This window comes from Catenulispora subtropica, from assembly GCF_039531675.1.
In the GTDB taxonomy this organism is placed as follows: domain Bacteria; phylum Actinomycetota; class Actinomycetes; order Streptomycetales; family Catenulisporaceae; genus Catenulispora; species Catenulispora subtropica.
The window spans coordinates 156524-172953 of record NZ_BAAAQM010000014.1 but is presented as its reverse complement, the minus strand read 5'-3'; the positions used below and the strand labels follow the sequence as shown (position 1 = coordinate 172953).

General features: G+C 71.7%; 9 protein-coding genes. 6 read left to right on the top strand and 3 right to left on the bottom strand.

The features are described 5' to 3' along the window. The first annotated feature begins 240 nt into the window (after positions 1 to 240). The 3 genes from ABD466_RS14875 to ABD466_RS14865 all read left to right on the top strand — a co-directional run bounded on the left by ABD466_RS14875 (position 241) and on the right by ABD466_RS14865 (position 5125). Positions 241 to 2724, top strand: a complete 2484-nt coding sequence (locus tag ABD466_RS14875) for a protein kinase domain-containing protein (protein ID WP_344657613.1) — start codon at positions 241 to 243, stop codon at positions 2722 to 2724. Positions 2725 to 2784: 60 nt separating this feature from the next. Beyond that, the gene (locus tag ABD466_RS14870) at positions 2785 to 3072 is read left to right on the top strand and encodes a YiaA/YiaB family inner membrane protein (RefSeq protein ID WP_344657612.1); all 288 of its coding nucleotides are present in this window, start codon (positions 2785 to 2787) and stop codon (positions 3070 to 3072) included. Between the two features lie 148 nt (positions 3073 to 3220). Next, on the top strand, positions 3221 to 5125 hold the full coding sequence (locus ABD466_RS14865; RefSeq protein ID WP_344657611.1) for an alkaline phosphatase family protein: 1905 nt from the start codon (positions 3221 to 3223) through the stop codon (positions 5123 to 5125). 65 nt (positions 5126 to 5190) lie between these two features. Here ABD466_RS14865 and ABD466_RS14860 read toward each other — a convergent pair whose 3' ends face one another. The 3 genes from ABD466_RS14860 to ABD466_RS14850 are packed head-to-tail and all read right to left on the bottom strand — an operon-like array spanning position 5191 to position 9202. Continuing rightward, a complete protein-coding gene (locus ABD466_RS14860) occupies positions 5191 to 5697 on the bottom strand; it encodes an MgtC/SapB family protein (protein WP_344657610.1) in 507 nt (168 codons plus the stop codon). Between the two features lie 20 nt (positions 5698 to 5717). After that, positions 5718 to 6947, bottom strand: a complete 1230-nt coding sequence (locus ABD466_RS14855; RefSeq protein ID WP_344657609.1) for an aminotransferase class I/II-fold pyridoxal phosphate-dependent enzyme — start codon at positions 6945 to 6947, stop codon at positions 5718 to 5720. Beyond that, positions 6944 to 9202 carry a putative bifunctional diguanylate cyclase/phosphodiesterase gene (locus ABD466_RS14850; protein WP_344657608.1) on the bottom strand — a complete coding sequence of 753 codons (2259 nt, stop codon included), beginning with the start codon at positions 9200 to 9202 and terminating at the stop codon, positions 6944 to 6946. Before ABD466_RS14850 ends, ABD466_RS14855 begins: the two co-directional genes overlap by 4 nt. 141 nt (positions 9203 to 9343) lie before the next feature. Here ABD466_RS14850 and ABD466_RS14845 point away from each other — a divergent pair, with 141 nt between their 5' ends. The 3 genes from ABD466_RS14845 to ABD466_RS14835 are packed head-to-tail and all read left to right on the top strand — an operon-like array spanning position 9344 to position 16397. Further along, a complete protein-coding gene (locus tag ABD466_RS14845) occupies positions 9344 to 12742 on the top strand; it encodes a DUF4132 domain-containing protein (RefSeq protein ID WP_344657607.1) in 3399 nt (1132 codons plus the stop codon). Beyond that, positions 12739 to 16134, top strand: a complete 3396-nt coding sequence (locus ABD466_RS14840) for a DUF4132 domain-containing protein (RefSeq protein WP_344657606.1) — start codon at positions 12739 to 12741, stop codon at positions 16132 to 16134. Before ABD466_RS14845 ends, ABD466_RS14840 begins: the two co-directional genes overlap by 4 nt. Continuing rightward, positions 16131 to 16397 carry a hypothetical protein gene (locus ABD466_RS14835; RefSeq protein WP_344657605.1) on the top strand — a complete coding sequence of 89 codons (267 nt, stop codon included), beginning with the start codon at positions 16131 to 16133 and terminating at the stop codon, positions 16395 to 16397. The genes ABD466_RS14840 and ABD466_RS14835 overlap by 4 nt, the downstream gene beginning before the upstream one ends. The last annotated feature ends 33 nt before the right edge of the window (positions 16398 to 16430 follow it).

The window sequence follows — 16430 nt, the reverse complement described above, 5'->3', positions numbered from 1 at the left end:
TGCGAGCCCCCGCGCACCATCACCACCATGGCCGAAGGTCGTATCAAGCCTTTAAGACCCACACCCCAACCGCACCCAGCGAGCCCAACCATCATCGGACCGAGCCCAACCACCATTGCACCGAGCCCAACCACCATCCGATCAGTCCGGTATCGGCCCCGGATCAGGCTGAACCCCTAACGCCGTGGCACCGGCGGGCGTCACTGGCCGTTACGATGGCCCCTCAGGAGGGGGCCCCACATGGAAGCACTCAAGCCCGAAGACCCTACGCGGATCGGGCCGTTCACACCGCTCGCACGCATAGGCGCGGGCGGTATGGGACGCGTCTTCCTGGCCCGCTCCCGCGGCGGCCGTCCGGTGGCGGTGAAGGTGATCCGGGCCGAGTACGCGGAGGACGAGCGCTTCCGCACCCGCTTTCGTCGCGAGGTCGAGGCGGCCCGGACGGTGAACGGCCTCTACACCGCCTCGGTTCTGGACGCCGGACCCGATGACGAGGAGCCCTGGCTCGCCACGGCCTACATTCCCGGCCCCTCTCTCCAGCGCGTCGTGCAGGACCACGGCCCCCTCCCCGAGCGTTCGGCCCGGGTCCTGGGAGCCGGTATCGCGGAGGCTTTGGGCGCGATCCACAGCGCGGGGCTCATCCACCGCGACCTGAAGCCGTCGAACGTCATCTGCGGCCCCGACGGGCCCCGCGTCATCGACTTCGGCATCAGCCATGCTGTCGGTGGCACGTCCTTGACCGCGACCGGCGTGGTCGTCGGGTCTCCCCGTTACGCCAGCCCCGAACAGTGCCGCGCCGACGCGGAGAGTTCGCCCGCGTCCGACGTCTTCGCCCTCGGCGGCGTCCTGGTCTACGCGACCACCGGCATACCGCCGTTCGGCGAAGGTCCGGATCATGTCCAGCTCTATCTGGTGGTGCACGAGCAGCCGGACCTCGCCGCCGTGCCCCACAGTCTGCGTCCGATCGTGTCCGGATGCTTGGAGAAGAACGCCGCCGACCGGCCGAGCATCGACGAACTGCTGGACACGCTCCTGCCGCCGGACGACGCGCGCGCGGCGGCGGTCGACTGGCTCCCCGCCGCCGTCCACCGGGAGATGCGCAACTACGCCGCGGCGCCGTCGACCGGCTCGACCGAGGTGCCGACGCACGAGCGGCCCGAGGACGACCCGGTGCGCTCAGGACGCACCGCCGCGAGCCGCACGGAGGGGTCGACGCACGCACCCTCCGCGCCGACCACTCCCGTCCCGGTGGCGTCAGCATCCGCGGACCCTGCGAACAAGGGCTCGCATCCGACCCGCCGCCGTCTGCTGACCGGCTTCGTGGGCCTGGGCGCCATGGCCGCTTCCGGCGGTGGCGCCTGGTTCGCCTCGGCGCGCCACAGCAGGAAGAACGCGGCGCAGAACGCCGGCGCCACCTCGCCGGCTGCCACTCCGGGCGGGCAGAACCTCGCCACCGGCACCGCGGCGCCGTCGACGCCCGCCACCCCGCACACGCCGCCGTCCCCCCATGCCACCGGCAAGTACGGCGAGGACTGGTCGTCCGGGACCGACCTGAACCGCGGCGGGGGAGCGGTGATCCGGGGCAACCGCATGTTCGGCGTCTACACCGCCACGTCCAACAACCCCAACCCCCAGCAGAGCCTGGTCGTCCTGGACACCGAGACCGGCAAGAGCGTCTTCGATCCCGCGAACATCAGCGGGGTCGACGCCGCCAGCGGGGCGGGTATCGCCGTCGACGACCAGTACATCTACACGTACGGCTCCGGCACGGTCTATGCCTGGCATGTCGAGGACGGCCGGCAGGCGTGGAGCAAGGGCGGCGTCCTGCAAGCCTCCAACTCCACCAACAGCATGCCGTTCTCCGGCATCCTCGGCATGCTGGAGGGCGTCCTGATCATCGGCGCTCCGATGATCGACCCCCAGAACCCGCCGTGCCTGGCCGGCTTCGACGTGGCGTCCCAGTCCCGTCTCTGGGTCCACAAGCCGGCCGAACTGCTGACGAACCTGCCAGCCGACATGACCAAGACCGACGACGGCATCAGCATCCAGGCCACAGTCCCCCGGCAGGGCGGCCAGTTCTACCTCACCATCTCCGACCAGACCTCCCTCCGCGTGCTCAAGGCCGTGGACCCGAAGTCCGGCAAGGACCTCTGGCACACGCCCTTCACCCACCGCACCGAGAACGACGCCGCGTCCCCGACCCCGACCGTCACCGGCACCACCGACCACGTCTATCTCACCGACATGCACAGCGGCTCCATCCACGCCTACGACCTGGGCGGCACTTGGAAGTGGACGCACCCCGACCCGGACGCGCCGAACCACGTGACCGTCCCCCCGCAACAGCGCTACACCGGTCCGGTCGCCCAGGCCGACGGTGTCGTCTACGCCACCAACGCCCGCTCCGTCATCGCTCTGGACACCAGCCCCAAGACGGCTTCCGGCGCCACGCTCTGGGCGAAGTCCAAGGAGTTCAACGGGATCCTCGGTGCCCCGGTCGTCGTCGGGGACAAGATCTGGGTCGAGGTGAACACCCCCTCCAACGCCACTTCTCTGGCCCTGACCGTCCTCAACCGGTCCGACGGCACCGTGGTCCAGCAGTACGCCATGCCGCCCGGGCCCACCGGCAGCAGCGCCGACATGGTGATCGCCGATCCCGCGACCCCGGCGGTCTACGTCCTGACCGCCAGCGGTGCGGTACTCGGATACCGCCGGGAGCAATAGGTACGCGGATGAGTACCCGTACTCACGCCCGATGACCTGGCCCGACGGCATCATCGGAGCATGAGTACGCCGATGGCAAACAGGAACACGGCCGCGTACTACTTCCAGGCCGTCGCCTCCTTCTTCGTCTCCGCCGGCGCTACGGTCGTCGGCATCGCCTACCTCCCGGTGAACGCCTGGGAGCGCGCCTTCCTCGGCCTGGGCCTGCTGTACACGATCACCTCGGCGATCACCCTGTCCAAGGTGATGCGGGACAAGCAGGAGGAGAGCCAGCTGATCGGACGGGTGGACCGGGCACGTCTGGACAAGCTGATCACCGAGCACGATCCGTACAAGGACGTGGCCTGACACGGCTGGACCAATCGGCGGATGATTGGCAATAACCAGGCAAAGGATTCAATGCCGGTTCTTCTCCTCGCCATGATCGCAGACTAGTGATATACGGCGGTGCCCGACGACGGGCGCCGCTGTCGCAGTCCACCCTGGAGGAGATCACGTGTCCCACAAGCACCGTCCCCTCAGACCGCTCGCCCGCCGCGCCGCCGCCACCGCGGCAGGCGCCGCGCTGGCGCTCGCCGGCCTCGCCGCCACGGCCGCTCCCGCCCAAGCCGCCGGCGGTGTCCCGCGCTACGACCACGTGGTGCTGGTCATGGAGGAGAACCACTCGTACGACGAGGTCATCGGTTCGTCCAGCGCGCCGTACATCAACAACACCCTGGCCGCCGGCGGTGCGAGCTTCACGCAGTCGTTCGCGATCGAGCACCCGTCCGAGCCGAACTACCTGGACCTGTTCTCCGGGAGCAACCAGGGCGTGACCGACGACTCGTGCCCGCACACCTTCAGCACCGCGAACGAGGGCGCTCAGCTGATCGCGGCGGGCGACACGTTCGCCGGCTATTCCGAGGGGCTGCCCTCGGCCGGGTCGACCGCGTGCACCTCCGGCGCCTACGCCCGCAAGCACGCGCCGTGGGTGAACTTCAGCAACGTCCCCGCCGCCGACAACCTCCCCTTCACCAGCTTCCCGTCCTCGGCGGACTACGCGTCGCTGCCGACGGTCTCGTGGGTGATCCCGAACCTGAACGACGACATGCACGACGGCACCGTCGCGCAGGGCGACACCTGGCTGCACACCAACCTGGACGCGTACGCCCAGTGGGCCAAGACGCACAACAGCCTGCTGGTCGTCACCTGGGACGAGGACGACTCCTCACAGAGCAACCAGATCCCGACGATCTTCTACGGCGCAAACGTGAAGCAGGGCACGTACTCCGAGCACATCAACCACTACAACCTGCTCCGCACCATCGAGGACATGTACGGCCTGCCCTACGCCGGCGCTGCTTCCTCGGCCACGCCGATCACCGACGTGTTCAACACGACGCCGACCGAAACGGTCTCCGTCACCAACCCCGGCAGCCAGACCTCGACCGCCGGCACCGCGATCTCCACGCTCCAGATCTCGGCGACCGATTCCGCGGGCAAGTCGCTGACGTACTCCGCCACGGGTCTTCCCGCCGGCCTGTCGATCAGTGCTTCTGGGGCTATCACTGGAACCCCGACCACAGCCGGCACCTCCAGCGTCACCGTGACCGCGTCCTCGGGCACCGCATCCGGCAGCACCACGTTCAGCTGGACGGTCAACCCGGTCACCACGGAGACGGTCTCGGTGACCAACCCCGGCAGCCAGACCTCGACCGCCGGCACCGCGATCAGCACCCTGCAGATCTCGGCCACCGACAGCGCGGGCAAGTCGCTGACCTACTCGGCCACCGGTCTGCCGGCCGGCCTGTCGATCAGCAGCTCCGGCGCCATCACCGGCACGCCGACCACGGCCGGCACCTCCAGCGTCACCGTGACCGCGAGCTCCGGCACCGCCTCCGGCAGCACCACCTTCTCGTGGACCGTGAACCCGGTCAGCGGCGGCTGCACCGCGGCCCAGCTGCTCGGCAACCCCGGCTTCGAGACCGGCAGCGCCGCACCGTGGACCGCCAGCTCCGGCGTGATCGACAACAGCTCCTCTGAGGCCGCCCACTCCGGCTCCTGGAAGGCGTGGCTGGACGGCTACGGCAGCACCCACACCGACACGCTGTCCCAGACGGTGACGGTCCCGACGACCTGCACGACGGCGACGTTCTCGTTCTTCCTGCACATCGACACGTCCGAAACCACGACCACCACGGCCTACGACAAGCTCAACGTCCAGGTGCTGAACTCCTCCGGGACGGTCCTCGCGACCCTGGCCACGTACAGCAACCTGAACGCGGCCAGCGGCTACGTGTCGCACTCCTTCAACCTGAACAGCTACATCGGCCAGACCATCACCCTGAAGTTCACCGGCACCGAGGACTCCTCGTTGCAGACGTCGTTCGTCGTCGACGACACGGCGCTCACCGTGAACTAGCCATCCGGCGCTGACGGCGGCGGCTGAGCCCACGAGTCCTCGCGCTCACGGCTCGGTCGCCGCCGCTACGCCTTCTCGCTGTTCCGCTTCGCCTCGGTCGGCATCGCCTCGTCGTTCGCGAAGTAGGGGGCCCAACGCCGCCCGTCGGCGAACCTCAACAGCGGGATGTGCCGTACTTCCAGGGCTAGCAGCACCAGCACCGTTCCGCCGGCGCCGAGCAGCAGACGGTCGAACCCGCAGGCCGCCCCGATCGCGGCGGCCGCGAAGATCGTGGCCGCGGTGGTCACGCCCTTGACGGTGTCGATGATGTGCCAGCGGGTGGACAGCGCCAGGTTCGGCCGGAAGACCACGCCCGCGCCGATGAATCCGACCCCTGTCACCACACCCGCCAGGGCGTTCGGCGCGTTGCCGTCCTTCGCCAGCGTCGCGATGATCGCGCTCCCCACCCCGATCATGGAGAACGTCCGGTCCCCGGCCGGCGACCCGCGCAAGTCCCGCTCGAATCCGAGCAGATACGTCAGCAAGAACGCCACACACAGCCGCCAGAACTGCTCCCAGCTCATCCAGTCCATCTCAACACCCCGCGTCCACGTCAGCGCCCCGCGGCGGGGCGCAGCAGCGGCGCCAGCTCCGTGATGGTCTCGTTCAACTGGTCGATCTCCTTCTCGGTGTTCGCCGCGGTGACCTGGATGCGGAAGCCGGCTTGGTCCCGGGGCACCAGCGGGTAGGCCGCCAAGGTCACATAGATCCCGCGCTCCCAGAGCACGGTCGCGATCTCGTCGATGTCCGAGGGCTCGCGCGCCGGGAGCTCGATGATGGGGAAGCCACTGGTGTTCGGTGTGGACAGACCCAGCTTCCGGACATGGTCGATCACCCGTGCCGTCTTGTGCCAGAGCCTGCCGCGGATCTCGTCGCCGCGGGTGCGGTTGACCGCCAGGCCGGCGAGGACGGTGGCCAGCGAAGCCGTCGGCGACGGCCCCGAGTACAGATACGGCGCCGCCGCGAACTTCAGGTACTCCTTCATCTGCGTCGGAAGCGCCAGGAACGCCAACAGCGACGAGTAGGCCTTCGAGAAGCCGCCGACGAGCACCAGGCCCTCGTACGACTCGCCGAGGTGGCGCACGATGCTGTTCCCCAGGCTGCCGTAGGGCGAGGTCTCGGTCGGGGACCGTTCGCCGATCACCCCGAAGCCGTGCGCGTCGTCCAGATACAGCAGCGCCCCCTCGGCCCGGCAGATGTCCGCGATCGCCGCCAGCCCCGGCTCGTTGCCGCTCATGCTGTTGATCCCGTCCATGCACACCAGCCGCGGCTTGTCGTGCGGCGCCTGCCGCAACGCCACCGCCAACGCCCCCAGGTCCGTGGCCCGCCACCGGTGCAGCGTCGCCCCGTTCCCCCGCGCCACCGAACTGCCGTCGTAGATCGTCCGGTGCGCCTGGGCCTCGCAGAAGACCGTGCCCTTCCCGGCCAGCACCGGGATCACCGTCATGTGGATGTGCGTGATCGTCGGCAGCACCAAGGTGTCTGGAGCCTGCAACAGGTCGGTCAGCTGCTCCTCGATCTCCAGGTACGGCCTCGGATTCCCCAGCAGCCGCGACCAGCTCGGATGCGTCCCCCACCGGGCGATCAGCTCCGCCGGCGCCGCCATGATCTCCGGGTCCACGTCGAACCCGAGGTAGTTGCACGAGGCGAAGTCGGACAGCCACGTGTCCCCGATGCGGATCCGCCGCGGCTCGTTCCGGTCCTGTTCGTCGATCACCGCGTCGTAGAACGGCGTGCTGTCCTTCAGCCGCGCCAGCTCGGACCACATCTCGTGCCGGGTCATCGGCCGTCTCCCTTCTCGATGACGGTCCGGACCCCGGCCGTCTCCGCCAGCGGCACCGCCGGCGAGTACAGGTACCCCTGCGCGTAGGCGCAGCCCATGTCGCGCAGCAGGTCCCGCTGCGCCTCCGTCTCCACTCCTTCGGCGACTACGGTGATGCCCATGGTCCGGGCGACATGCACGATCCCGCGCAGGAGGCGTTCGTGGTCGGCCAGCTCCACGATCCCGTCCACGAAGGTCTTGTCCGCCTTGATCACGTCGAACTTCAGGTCCCGCAGATACCCGAGGGAGGAGTAGCCGGTTCCGAAGTCGTCGATGGCGACGCGCACCCCGAGCCGCGACAGCGCCTGCAGGTCGACCATGGCGTCGGCGGTGGCCTCGTGCAGGAACACGGTCTCGGTGATCTCCACGGTCAGCCGGTTCGGCGCCAGGCCGGCCTCGTCCAGCGCCCTGCGCACCGTGTCCACGAAGCCGCCGCCGATGAACTGGTTCGGCGAGACGTTGACCGCGACGTAGCCGAACCCGCCGGTGACGGCGTCGGCCACGGCGGTGCGCAGGATCCAGGCGCCGATCGGGCCGATCTGCCCGGTCTCCTCGGCCAGCGGTACGAAGCTCGACGGCGCCAGCAGCCCCAGCTTCGGGTGCCGCCACCGGACCAGCGCCTCGTAGCCGGCCACCCGCGGCGGCCCCTGGAGCTCCACGATCGGCTGGTAGTGCAGCTCGAACTCCCCGGCCACCAGCGCCCGGTCCAGGCCGGTGCGCAGCGCCAGCCGTTGCAGCGCCGCGTCGTACAGGGTCGGCTCGAACACGCGCCAGGTGCCCTTGCCGTCCGCTTTGGCCGCGTACAGCGCCAGGTCGGCGTTCCGGAACAGCACCTCCTCGGTGCCGCCGGCCCCGCCCGGGCTGGTCGCCACCCCGATGCTGGCGCGCACCGGCACCGGGGCGCCGGAGAGCCGGAACGGCTCGGCCAGCACCCGGACCAGCCGCTCGGCCAGCTTCGTGGCCGCGGCCTCGGAGGCGCCGTCGGAGAGCAGCACCGCGAACTCGTCGCCGCCCAGCCGCACCGGCAGGTCCCCGGGCCGCACCGCTCCGGCGATCCGCTGGCCGGCCGCCTTCAGCAGCTCGTCGCCGGTCCGGTGGCCCTGGGTGTCGTTGACCTCCTTGAAGTTGTCCAGGTCGATCAGCAGCATGGCCGCCACGCCGCCGCAGTCCCGGGCCCGGGTCAGGGCCCGCTCGGCGCGCTCCTGGAACCGCAGCCGGTTGCCCAGGCCGGTCAGCGGGTCGCGGTAGGCGCGGTGCTTGAGCTCGCGCACCATGGCGCGGGTGTGCGCGCGGTTGTCCAGCTCGCGGGTCTCCCGGCTGGCCAGGTAGAGCCGCCACAGCACCAGCAGGAACATCATGGCCGAGACCACGGCGATCACCGGGCCGTCCCGCAGGTCGCCCTCCAGCGACTCGATCATCAGCACGGTCGGCGCCACCAGCGCGGCCACCGCCAGCGGCAGGACCTGCCAGCTGGTGCTGCGTTTGGCCCGGGCCACCGGCTCGGTCAGGGCGGTCATCGACGGGGACAGCCCGGCCGCGCCCCAGGAGACGTAGAAGACCACCCAGCCCAGGTCGGCGGCCGAGCCGACGTGCCAGGTCCCGTACAGCCGGACCAGCCCGTAGGCGACGTCGGAGGCGGTCAGGCCGAGCACGCCGACCAGCAGCAGCCGTACCGCCGGCCCGCGCAGCCCGCCGGCGGTGGCCAGGCGCGCGGTCACCGCCAGCAGCAACATGTCCCCCAGCGGGTAGGCGATGGACACCGCGTTCTGGAACCACGTGTTGTCCTGGTCGGCCACCGTCGGGGTGATGATGTAGACCCATAGCAGCAGCGCCGCGGCGGTGGTCAGGATCACCGCGTCGATCAGCGCCGCGCGGTCCCGGTGCGGGCTGCGCCGCCGCACCATGATCAGCAGGCCGCCGGCCGCCAGCGGGTACGTGGTCAGGTAGATCGCGTCGGCGACCGACGGGAACGGCTCGACCTGCCCGAACACGTCGGTCAGCAGGTTGTACGAGGTGTCGCCGCCGACCAGCGTCACCATCGCGCCGGCCAGCAGGTACCAGGCGTGCGGGGCGCGCGGGCGGTAGCGGCGCACGCCGAACACCACCCCGGCGACACCGCCCAGGCCGATGACGGTCCAGGTCAGCAGATGCCAGCTGGGAACCGAGTAGTAGAACACGGTCCACAGCCCCATGAATGCCGCGAACCGGAGCGCCATAGATTCGAGGGGATCATGCACCCGAACGGGTCAGCAAGTTGAGGGTGGCGCGCGGATGACGGGCGCGTCCTGAGCCCGGCCCCTGTCGGCGTGCCTCGCTACAGTCGTGACCACTTGGACGGGCGAGGCTTGGGAGGGCTTGTGGGGAACGTCCTGGATCCGGTGGGGGCTGCCGCGGGTCTGTTCGACAAGCGCGTGGACCTGCGGGCGCTGGTCCTTCCGCGGCGCGACACCGCGGCGGACGGGCCGGCCGCCGCGGTCCCGGGCCCGGAGGCCGGCCCGGACGCGGTCGCGGAGTTCGGTCGCCTGGTCGCCGAGGCGCGGCCGGTGCTCGACACCGCGATCCGGCACGGCGGCAGCGCCGAGGACCTGGTCGAGGCCGCCTCCGCGCCGGGGTGCGGCGACCTCGCCGCCATGAGCCCGCGACAGGCCGCGATCGCCGCCGCGGCCGTCCTCTACGACGGGCCGATGAACCTGCGGCCCGAGACGCTCGCCGACGCCTGGGTCGCGGCCCGGGGCGTGCCGTTCGCCGCCGAGGCCGCCGTCGAGCTCGCCGCCTTCGCCGTCTTCGTGCTGCACACCGGCAACGACGCCCCCGCGCTGCGCCGCGGCACCGGCCTCCGTTCCTTCCCGAACGAGCGGTTCGCGACGATCGCCCAGGTCCGCCGCCACCTCGCGGCGGCCTCCGGCGACGAGCACGGGGCCGCCTGGGCCGCGGTCCAGGGGCTGGCCGATCCGGCCGACGCGCAGAGCGCCGCGACGGCGTTCCTCTTCCCGGAGCACACCGAGTCCGCCGACCGCGAGATCCGCCGGGTCCGCCACCATCGCAACCAGTCCGACCAGGAGCTCGAGGCCTGGCTCCTGTTCGGCGCCGTGACCACCGGCGACCAGGCCGCCGGGCTGGCGCGCTGGGTCTGGTCGGACGTCCTGCGGCAGTGCCCGGCGGCGACCGCGACGCTCTTCGCCACCGTCGGCACCGGGCTGGTCCCCGCCCTGGAGATCTGGTCCGAGGGGAACTGGGAGGTCGAGGAGCGGCAGCGGATCCAGCGGCTGCTGGCCGGCCTCGACGCCGACGAGGCCCTGCGCGCGCTGCTCGGCATGCTCGGCGAGCGCGGCACCGCCGCCGTGCTGGTGGAGGCCGTGACGCGGTTCCCGGAGCGCGGCGTCCGGATCCTCGCCGCGGAGCCGCCGGCCGAGCCGCTGCCCCGCGCCGCCGCCGAGCGGGTGCTGCGCATGCACGTCATCAGCAATCCCGACGTGGCGCGCGAGGTCGCGTCCGGGCTCGACGACGAGGCCCGGGCCAGGGTGGAGAGACTGCTGGGCGCCGCCGAGCCGCTGCCCGCGGCCGATTCCGCGACGCTGCCGGACATCCTGGTCTCGCCACCCTGGGAGCACGCGCGGGAGGTCGCGAAGCCCATCGTCGTCAAGGGCCTGACCCCGCCGGCCGAGACCGGCGTCCTCTGGCTGGACGACGCCGAGCGCGACCTCTGGCGCACCGACGTCCTCGAGAGCCGGAACCATCCGGACATGCAGTGGGACCGGATGGTGCGGGAGGTCCGCAACCGCTTCAACTGGCACGTCGTGGCTCTGCTCATCGTGCGTGGTCCGGAGGACGGCGCCAGGATCGCGCTCGGCGCGGCGGAGAAGGGCAACGCCTACGAGGCGCGGGCCTGGGCCAAACCCGCCGTGGCCCGCTTCGGCGCCGACGCGGTGCCGGCCGTGCTGAACGTGGTCGGCATCGACGCCGCCACCAACGCGGAGCTGATCCTGCCGCTGGCCGACTCCCGGATCGCCGCGCTCGCCGCCGACTGGAACGCGCGCCTGAAGTCGGTCCGGCCGATCGCCCAGGCCTGGCTGCGCCGCCACCCCGGCGTCGCCGCCCGCGCCCTGGTCCCCGCGGCGCTCGACAAGGCGGGCAAGCCCCGGCAGGCGGCCGAGGGCGCGTTGCGGTTCCTGGCGGCCGAGGGCTTCGTGGCCGAGGTCCGCGAAGCGGCCGCCGGGTACGGCGCGGCCGCCGAGGCCGGGATCGCCGTCCTGCTGTCGGTGGACCCGCTGTACGCCGCCCTCCCGAAGACCATGCCCGAGTTGCCCGCCTGGGCCGAGCCGCAGACCCTGCCCCAGCTGCTGGTGGCCGGCCGCGAGCGGGCGCTGCCGCCGGACGCGGCACGGAACGTCGTGCGGATGCTCACCATCTCGCCGCCCGACGCGCCCTACCCCGGGCTGGCCGCCGTGCACGAGCTCTGCGACGCCCGCTCCCTGGCCGCGTTCGCCTGGGGCCTGTTCGAGAACTGGCGCACCGCGGAGCACCCGCCCAAGCAGTCCTTCGCCTTCGACGCGCTGCGCTGGTTCGGCGACGACGACGTCGTGCGCCGGCTGTCCCCGCTGATCCGCGCCTGGCCCGGGGAGGGCGGCCACGCCCGCGCCGTGACCGGGCTGGACGTGCTCGCCGCGATCGGCGGCGACACCGCGCTGATCCATCTCTACGGCATCTCGCAGAAGGTCAAGTTCAAGGGCCTGAAGGAGACGGCGCGAGGGCGGATCGCGGCCATCGCCCGGGACCTCCGGCTGACCCGCGAGCAGCTCGCCGACCGGCTGGTCCCGGACCTCGGCCTGGACGGGAACGGGGCGCTGGAGCTGGACTACGGGCCGCGCCGCTTCACCGTCTTCTTCGACGAGCAGCTCAAGCCCGGTGTCACCGACGAGGCCGGCAAGCGTCTCAAGGCCCTGCCGAAGCCCGGCGTCAAGGACGACGCCGAGCTCGCCCCGGCCGCCTACCAGCGCTTCACCGGCCTCAAGAAGGATGTGCGGACCCTCGCCGCCGACCAGATAGCCCGTCTGGAGCTGGCCATGGTGACCCGGCGCCGCTGGACCGGGGCCGAGTTCGAGGAGTACCTCGTCGGCCATCCGCTGCTGCGGCACCTGGTCCGCCGCCTGGTGTGGGCGGACTACGGGCCCGGCGGCTCCGCGCCGCGGGTCGCGTTCCGCGTCGCCGAGGACCTTAGCTACGCCGACGTCGGCGACGACCCGTGCACCCTGCCCGCCGACGCGGCGATCGGCGTCGCGCACCCGGTGGACCTCGCCGGCGACCTGCCCCGCTGGTCGGAGCTGTTCGCCGACTACGAGATCCTGCAACCCTTCCAGCAGCTCGGCCGGTCGGTCTTCGTCCTGACCGAACAGGAGGCCGCCGACCGCTCGCTCCGGCGCTTCGACGGCCTCAAGACCCCCGCCGGCAAAGTGCTCGGCCTGGAGCGCCGCGGCTGGTACCGCAGCGACCCGGCCGACGCCGGCTGGCAGGGGCACATGCTCCGCGATCTGGCCGGCGGCCTCACCGTCGTCGTCGACCTCGACCCCGGATTCGGTGCCGGGTGGGCCGGACAGGCCGACGACCAGCAGTTCCAGGAGGTGTGGATCGGGCAGACCCAGCACGGCTACACCGGCTACTGGCGCCACCATCGGGAGGCGGGCTCGCCGTTCTCGGTCCTGGACCCGGTCACGGCCTCGGAAGTGCTGCGCGACCTCACCGAGGTGACGGCTCCGTGACCGGCTCCCGGGTGCGCGGCGCGGCGGCTCAGGACCCTGAGGACGTCTTCGAACTCCCCGCGCCCTACGGCGGCACCGTGATCGTCCGCAACCGGTCGATGTCCCTGGCGCGCAAGAGCCACTCCGGCGCCGTCCTCGGCCTCCTGGAGCGCCGCCGGGACGCGGCCCAGGTCTGGTGGCACCTGGTCGACCAGAGCCTGGCGGACCCGGAAAGCGACCCGGAGCTGGTGCGGCTGGTGGAGCATGCCGACTTCGGCGGCCTCGAACTGCTCTCACCGCTCGCCGCGGCCGTCGTCGAGGCCTGTCTCGACGGACATCCGCCCTTCGGCCTCCGGCAGGCCGTCCCCGTGTGGGAGACGGTCCACGGACTCCCCTACGCGATCGAGGCCTTCGCCGAGTACTGCCATCTGCGGCCGACCTCGACCTTCACCCGCCGGCTCGTCCGATCGGACGAGGCCCCGCACCTGTTCGCCCGGTGGAACGCGGTGCTGCACCTGCTGGAATCGGTGCGCTCGGCTTCGGAGCAGGACTACGCCGCGGCCCTTCGCACGGCAGCCCGCCTGCGCGAGGACGACCCCTCGGGATTTCGCCGCTCCCTGACCACGTTCCTGTTCGCCGAACGGGAGGACTGGCTCTGGGCCGACATCCAGGCCGCCGGCCGCGGCCAGGTGCCGGCCACCGCCCTGCTGCCCTCGGTCACCACCGCCGACCAGGCCGCCGCCGTCGGCGAGCTGATCCGGGCCGGCCGGCCCTGGTTCTGGAGCGGCGAACCGGACATCGAGCTCACCTACCTGACGGCGGCCGGCGCCGAGGCGCTGCCGTTCCTGCTCGCGTGGCACGACGGCTACCAGACCACGACGGCGTCCGGCGCGCGCGGAGCGCTGTCCACGGTCCAGGGACGGATCACCGACCTGATCGCTCGTGTCCCCCGGGACGAGGCGGTGGCCGCTCTGATCGAGCGGATCGGCGCGCCCGGTGTGCTGACGCAGCTGCACACCGCGACCAGGCGTTTCCCGCACCGCGCGCTGCGCGTGCTGGCCGAGGCCGAACCCGGGCCGGATGTGAGCCGCGTCCTGGCCATGGCGGCGCTCGCCGACCCGGACTTCACCCGCGCCGCGGTGCCGTATATGAGCGCCGCCGCCGGCCGCCGGGTCGAGGCGATCCTGGATCGGGAGTCGTCGTCCGCGGGCCTGGGGTTGGAGGAACTCCCCGAGATCCTCGCCGCGCCGCCGTGGCGGGACCGCAAGCGCAAGCCGGTCAAGGCGGTCGTCGTCGAAGGGCTGACGGCGCCACCTGACACCGAGATCGCCTGGTTGCCCGGAGAGCGGGAGCGCATCCTGGCCGGCCACGGCGCGGGATGGGTGCCGAAACAGGGCTGGCCGGCGTTCGCCGAGCACGTCCGCACCGCTGTGAGCGACGACATGCTCACCGCCTACTTCGCGGCCTTCGCTCCGGAAGACGTGGTGCGGCCGATGCTCGCCACCTGGACTCCCCAGCTGCACTGGGCCAACGAGCGCGCGCACCTGTTCGTGGCCCGCTACGAGAGCCTGGCGATCCCGGCGGTGATGGGCATCCCGCGCCGGCCGGCCGACAAAGCCCGGCTGCTTCAGCCGTTCGTGAACCCGGAGATCGCCGCGTTCATGATCGACGGCATGGGGCGGCTGCGCTCCGTCCGGGGCCTGGCCGTGGCCTGGCTGCGGCGGCACCCCGAGGCCGCGGCGCGCTGCCTGCTGCCGACGGCGCTCGGCAAGCGCGGCCGCGCCCGGCAGAACGCCACCGCGGCGCTGCGCCTCATCGAGGCCGACGGCACCGACGTCGTCGCGATCGCGACCGGGACCTACGGCGAGGGCGTCGGGCTCGCCGCCAAGGAGGTGCTGGCCGACGACGGGCTTGGCGCCTATCCGCGCACCATGCCGACACCGCCGATCTGGGCCCGTGCCGCCGTCCTCGCGCCGATCCGCGCGAAGGAGAGCGCTGCGGGCGCTGCGGGCGCTGCGGGCACCGCGGGTGGCGCCACACTGCCGCTGAGCGCGGCCCAGGCGGTCCTGGAGATGCTCGCCATCTCCAAGCCCGGTGCGCCGTATCCGGGCCTGGAGATCGTCAAAGAGTTCTGCGACACCGCCTCGCTCGGCGAGTTCGCGTGGTCCCTGTTCGTCAGCTGGGACCAGGCCGGCGCACCCGGGAAGGAGAAGTGGGCCTTCGACGCCCTCGGCCTGCTCGGCGACGACGCCGTCGTGGACCGGCTGGTCGTGCTGATCCGGGACTGGGGCGGGCAGGGACGGCAGCAGCTCGCCTTCGACGCCCTCACCGTGCTCGCCGTGATCGGCGGCGACCGCGCGCTGTCCCGGCTGGCGGAGCTCGCCGCGAAGGCGCGGCCGATCGCGGTCCGAAAACGGGCCCGGAAGCGGTTCGAGGACGTCGCCGAGGAGCTGGACCTGTCGGCGGATCAACTCGCCGACCGGGTGGTCCCCGACTTCGGCCTCGGGGCGGACGGCACACTTCGGCTGGACTACGGTTCGCGCTACTTCGACGTCGGCTTCGACGAACTGCTGCGGCCCCGGGTCGCCGACCAGACCGGCAAGACCGTCAAGGCCCTGCCGAAGCCCGCCATGAAGGACGACCAAGAGATCGCCAGCGCCTCCTACAAGGCGTTCACCGCGCTGAAGAAGGACGTCCGGACCGTGGCCGCCGACCAGATCAAGCGGCTGGAGAAGGCCATGTCCTACCGTCGGCGCTGGCAGCCCGAGGACTTCGCCGCCCATCTGGTCCGGCATCCCCTGCTCCGGCACATCACCAGCCGCCTGGTCTGGGGCGTCTACGGCGAGGAAGGAACGCTGGTCGGCTCGTTCCGCGTGGCCGAGGATTTCAGCTACGCGGATGTGCACGACGCGGCGTACGAGGTGCCCGCGGGTGCCGTGATCGGCGTCGCGCACACCGTGGACCTCGGAGCCGCGCTCGGGGAGTGGTCGGAGATGTTCGCCGACTACGAGATCCTGCAGCCGTTCGACCAGCTGGGACAGCCGGTGCTGGCACTGTCCCGGCAGGAGCGCGCGGGTCGCGAGCTCGACCCCTTCGACGGCGTCAACGTCCCCGCGGCCCGGGTGGCCGGCCTGGAGTCCCGCGGCTGGATCCGCGGCCCCGTCGGCGACGGCGCGCTGTGGTCGGCGATCCTGCGGCCGGTCGGCGACGACCGGTACATGGTCGCCGAGTTCGCGCCCGGCATCATGGCCGGCGCCCCGGCGCAGTCCGATTACCAGCGCTTCACCCGGACCTGGCTGAGCGTGACCGGCGAGAACCCGTCGTTCGAGCGGCATTCGCTGCCGCTTTCCGAACTGGACGCCGTCACCGCGTCGGTGATCCTCCACGACCTGGATGGGTTGATCCCGCGGTGAGTACTTCCGACGAGACCTCCGTGCCGTCGACGGTGATCACCGAGGTCGGCAGCGAGGAATCGATCAATGTCCTGATAGGCCGGGTCGCCGGGAGGGGCGGACAGGCCTCGGTGCTGGATACCGGCCGGCGGCGTGGGCAGTCGTGGGACAACGGCGTCGCCGACTGGCGCCCCCGGGAAGGGGCCCGCGCCCCGTTCGGCACACTGGACCCCGTGACCGCATTCGAGATCCTCCGCGATCTGACCGAGGTGACCGCGCAGTGAGTGCGAAGAAGAGCGCTGGGACCGCTGAGACCA

Excerpts from the sequence above, each read along its gene's own strand:
- ABD466_RS14850 (WP_344657608.1), bottom strand. The coding sequence starts at position 9,202 with ATGGCGCTCCGGTTCGCGGCATTCATGGGGCTGTGGACCGTGTTCTAC.
- ABD466_RS14875 (WP_344657613.1), top strand. The coding sequence starts at position 241 with ATGGAAGCACTCAAGCCCGAAGACCCTACGCGGATCGGGCCGTTCACA.
- ABD466_RS14855 (WP_344657609.1), bottom strand. The coding sequence starts at position 6,947 with ATGACCCGGCACGAGATGTGGTCCGAGCTGGCGCGGCTGAAGGACAGC.
- ABD466_RS14860 (WP_344657610.1), bottom strand. The coding sequence starts at position 5,697 with ATGGACTGGATGAGCTGGGAGCAGTTCTGGCGGCTGTGTGTGGCGTTC.
- ABD466_RS14870 (WP_344657612.1), top strand. The coding sequence starts at position 2,785 with ATGAGTACGCCGATGGCAAACAGGAACACGGCCGCGTACTACTTCCAG.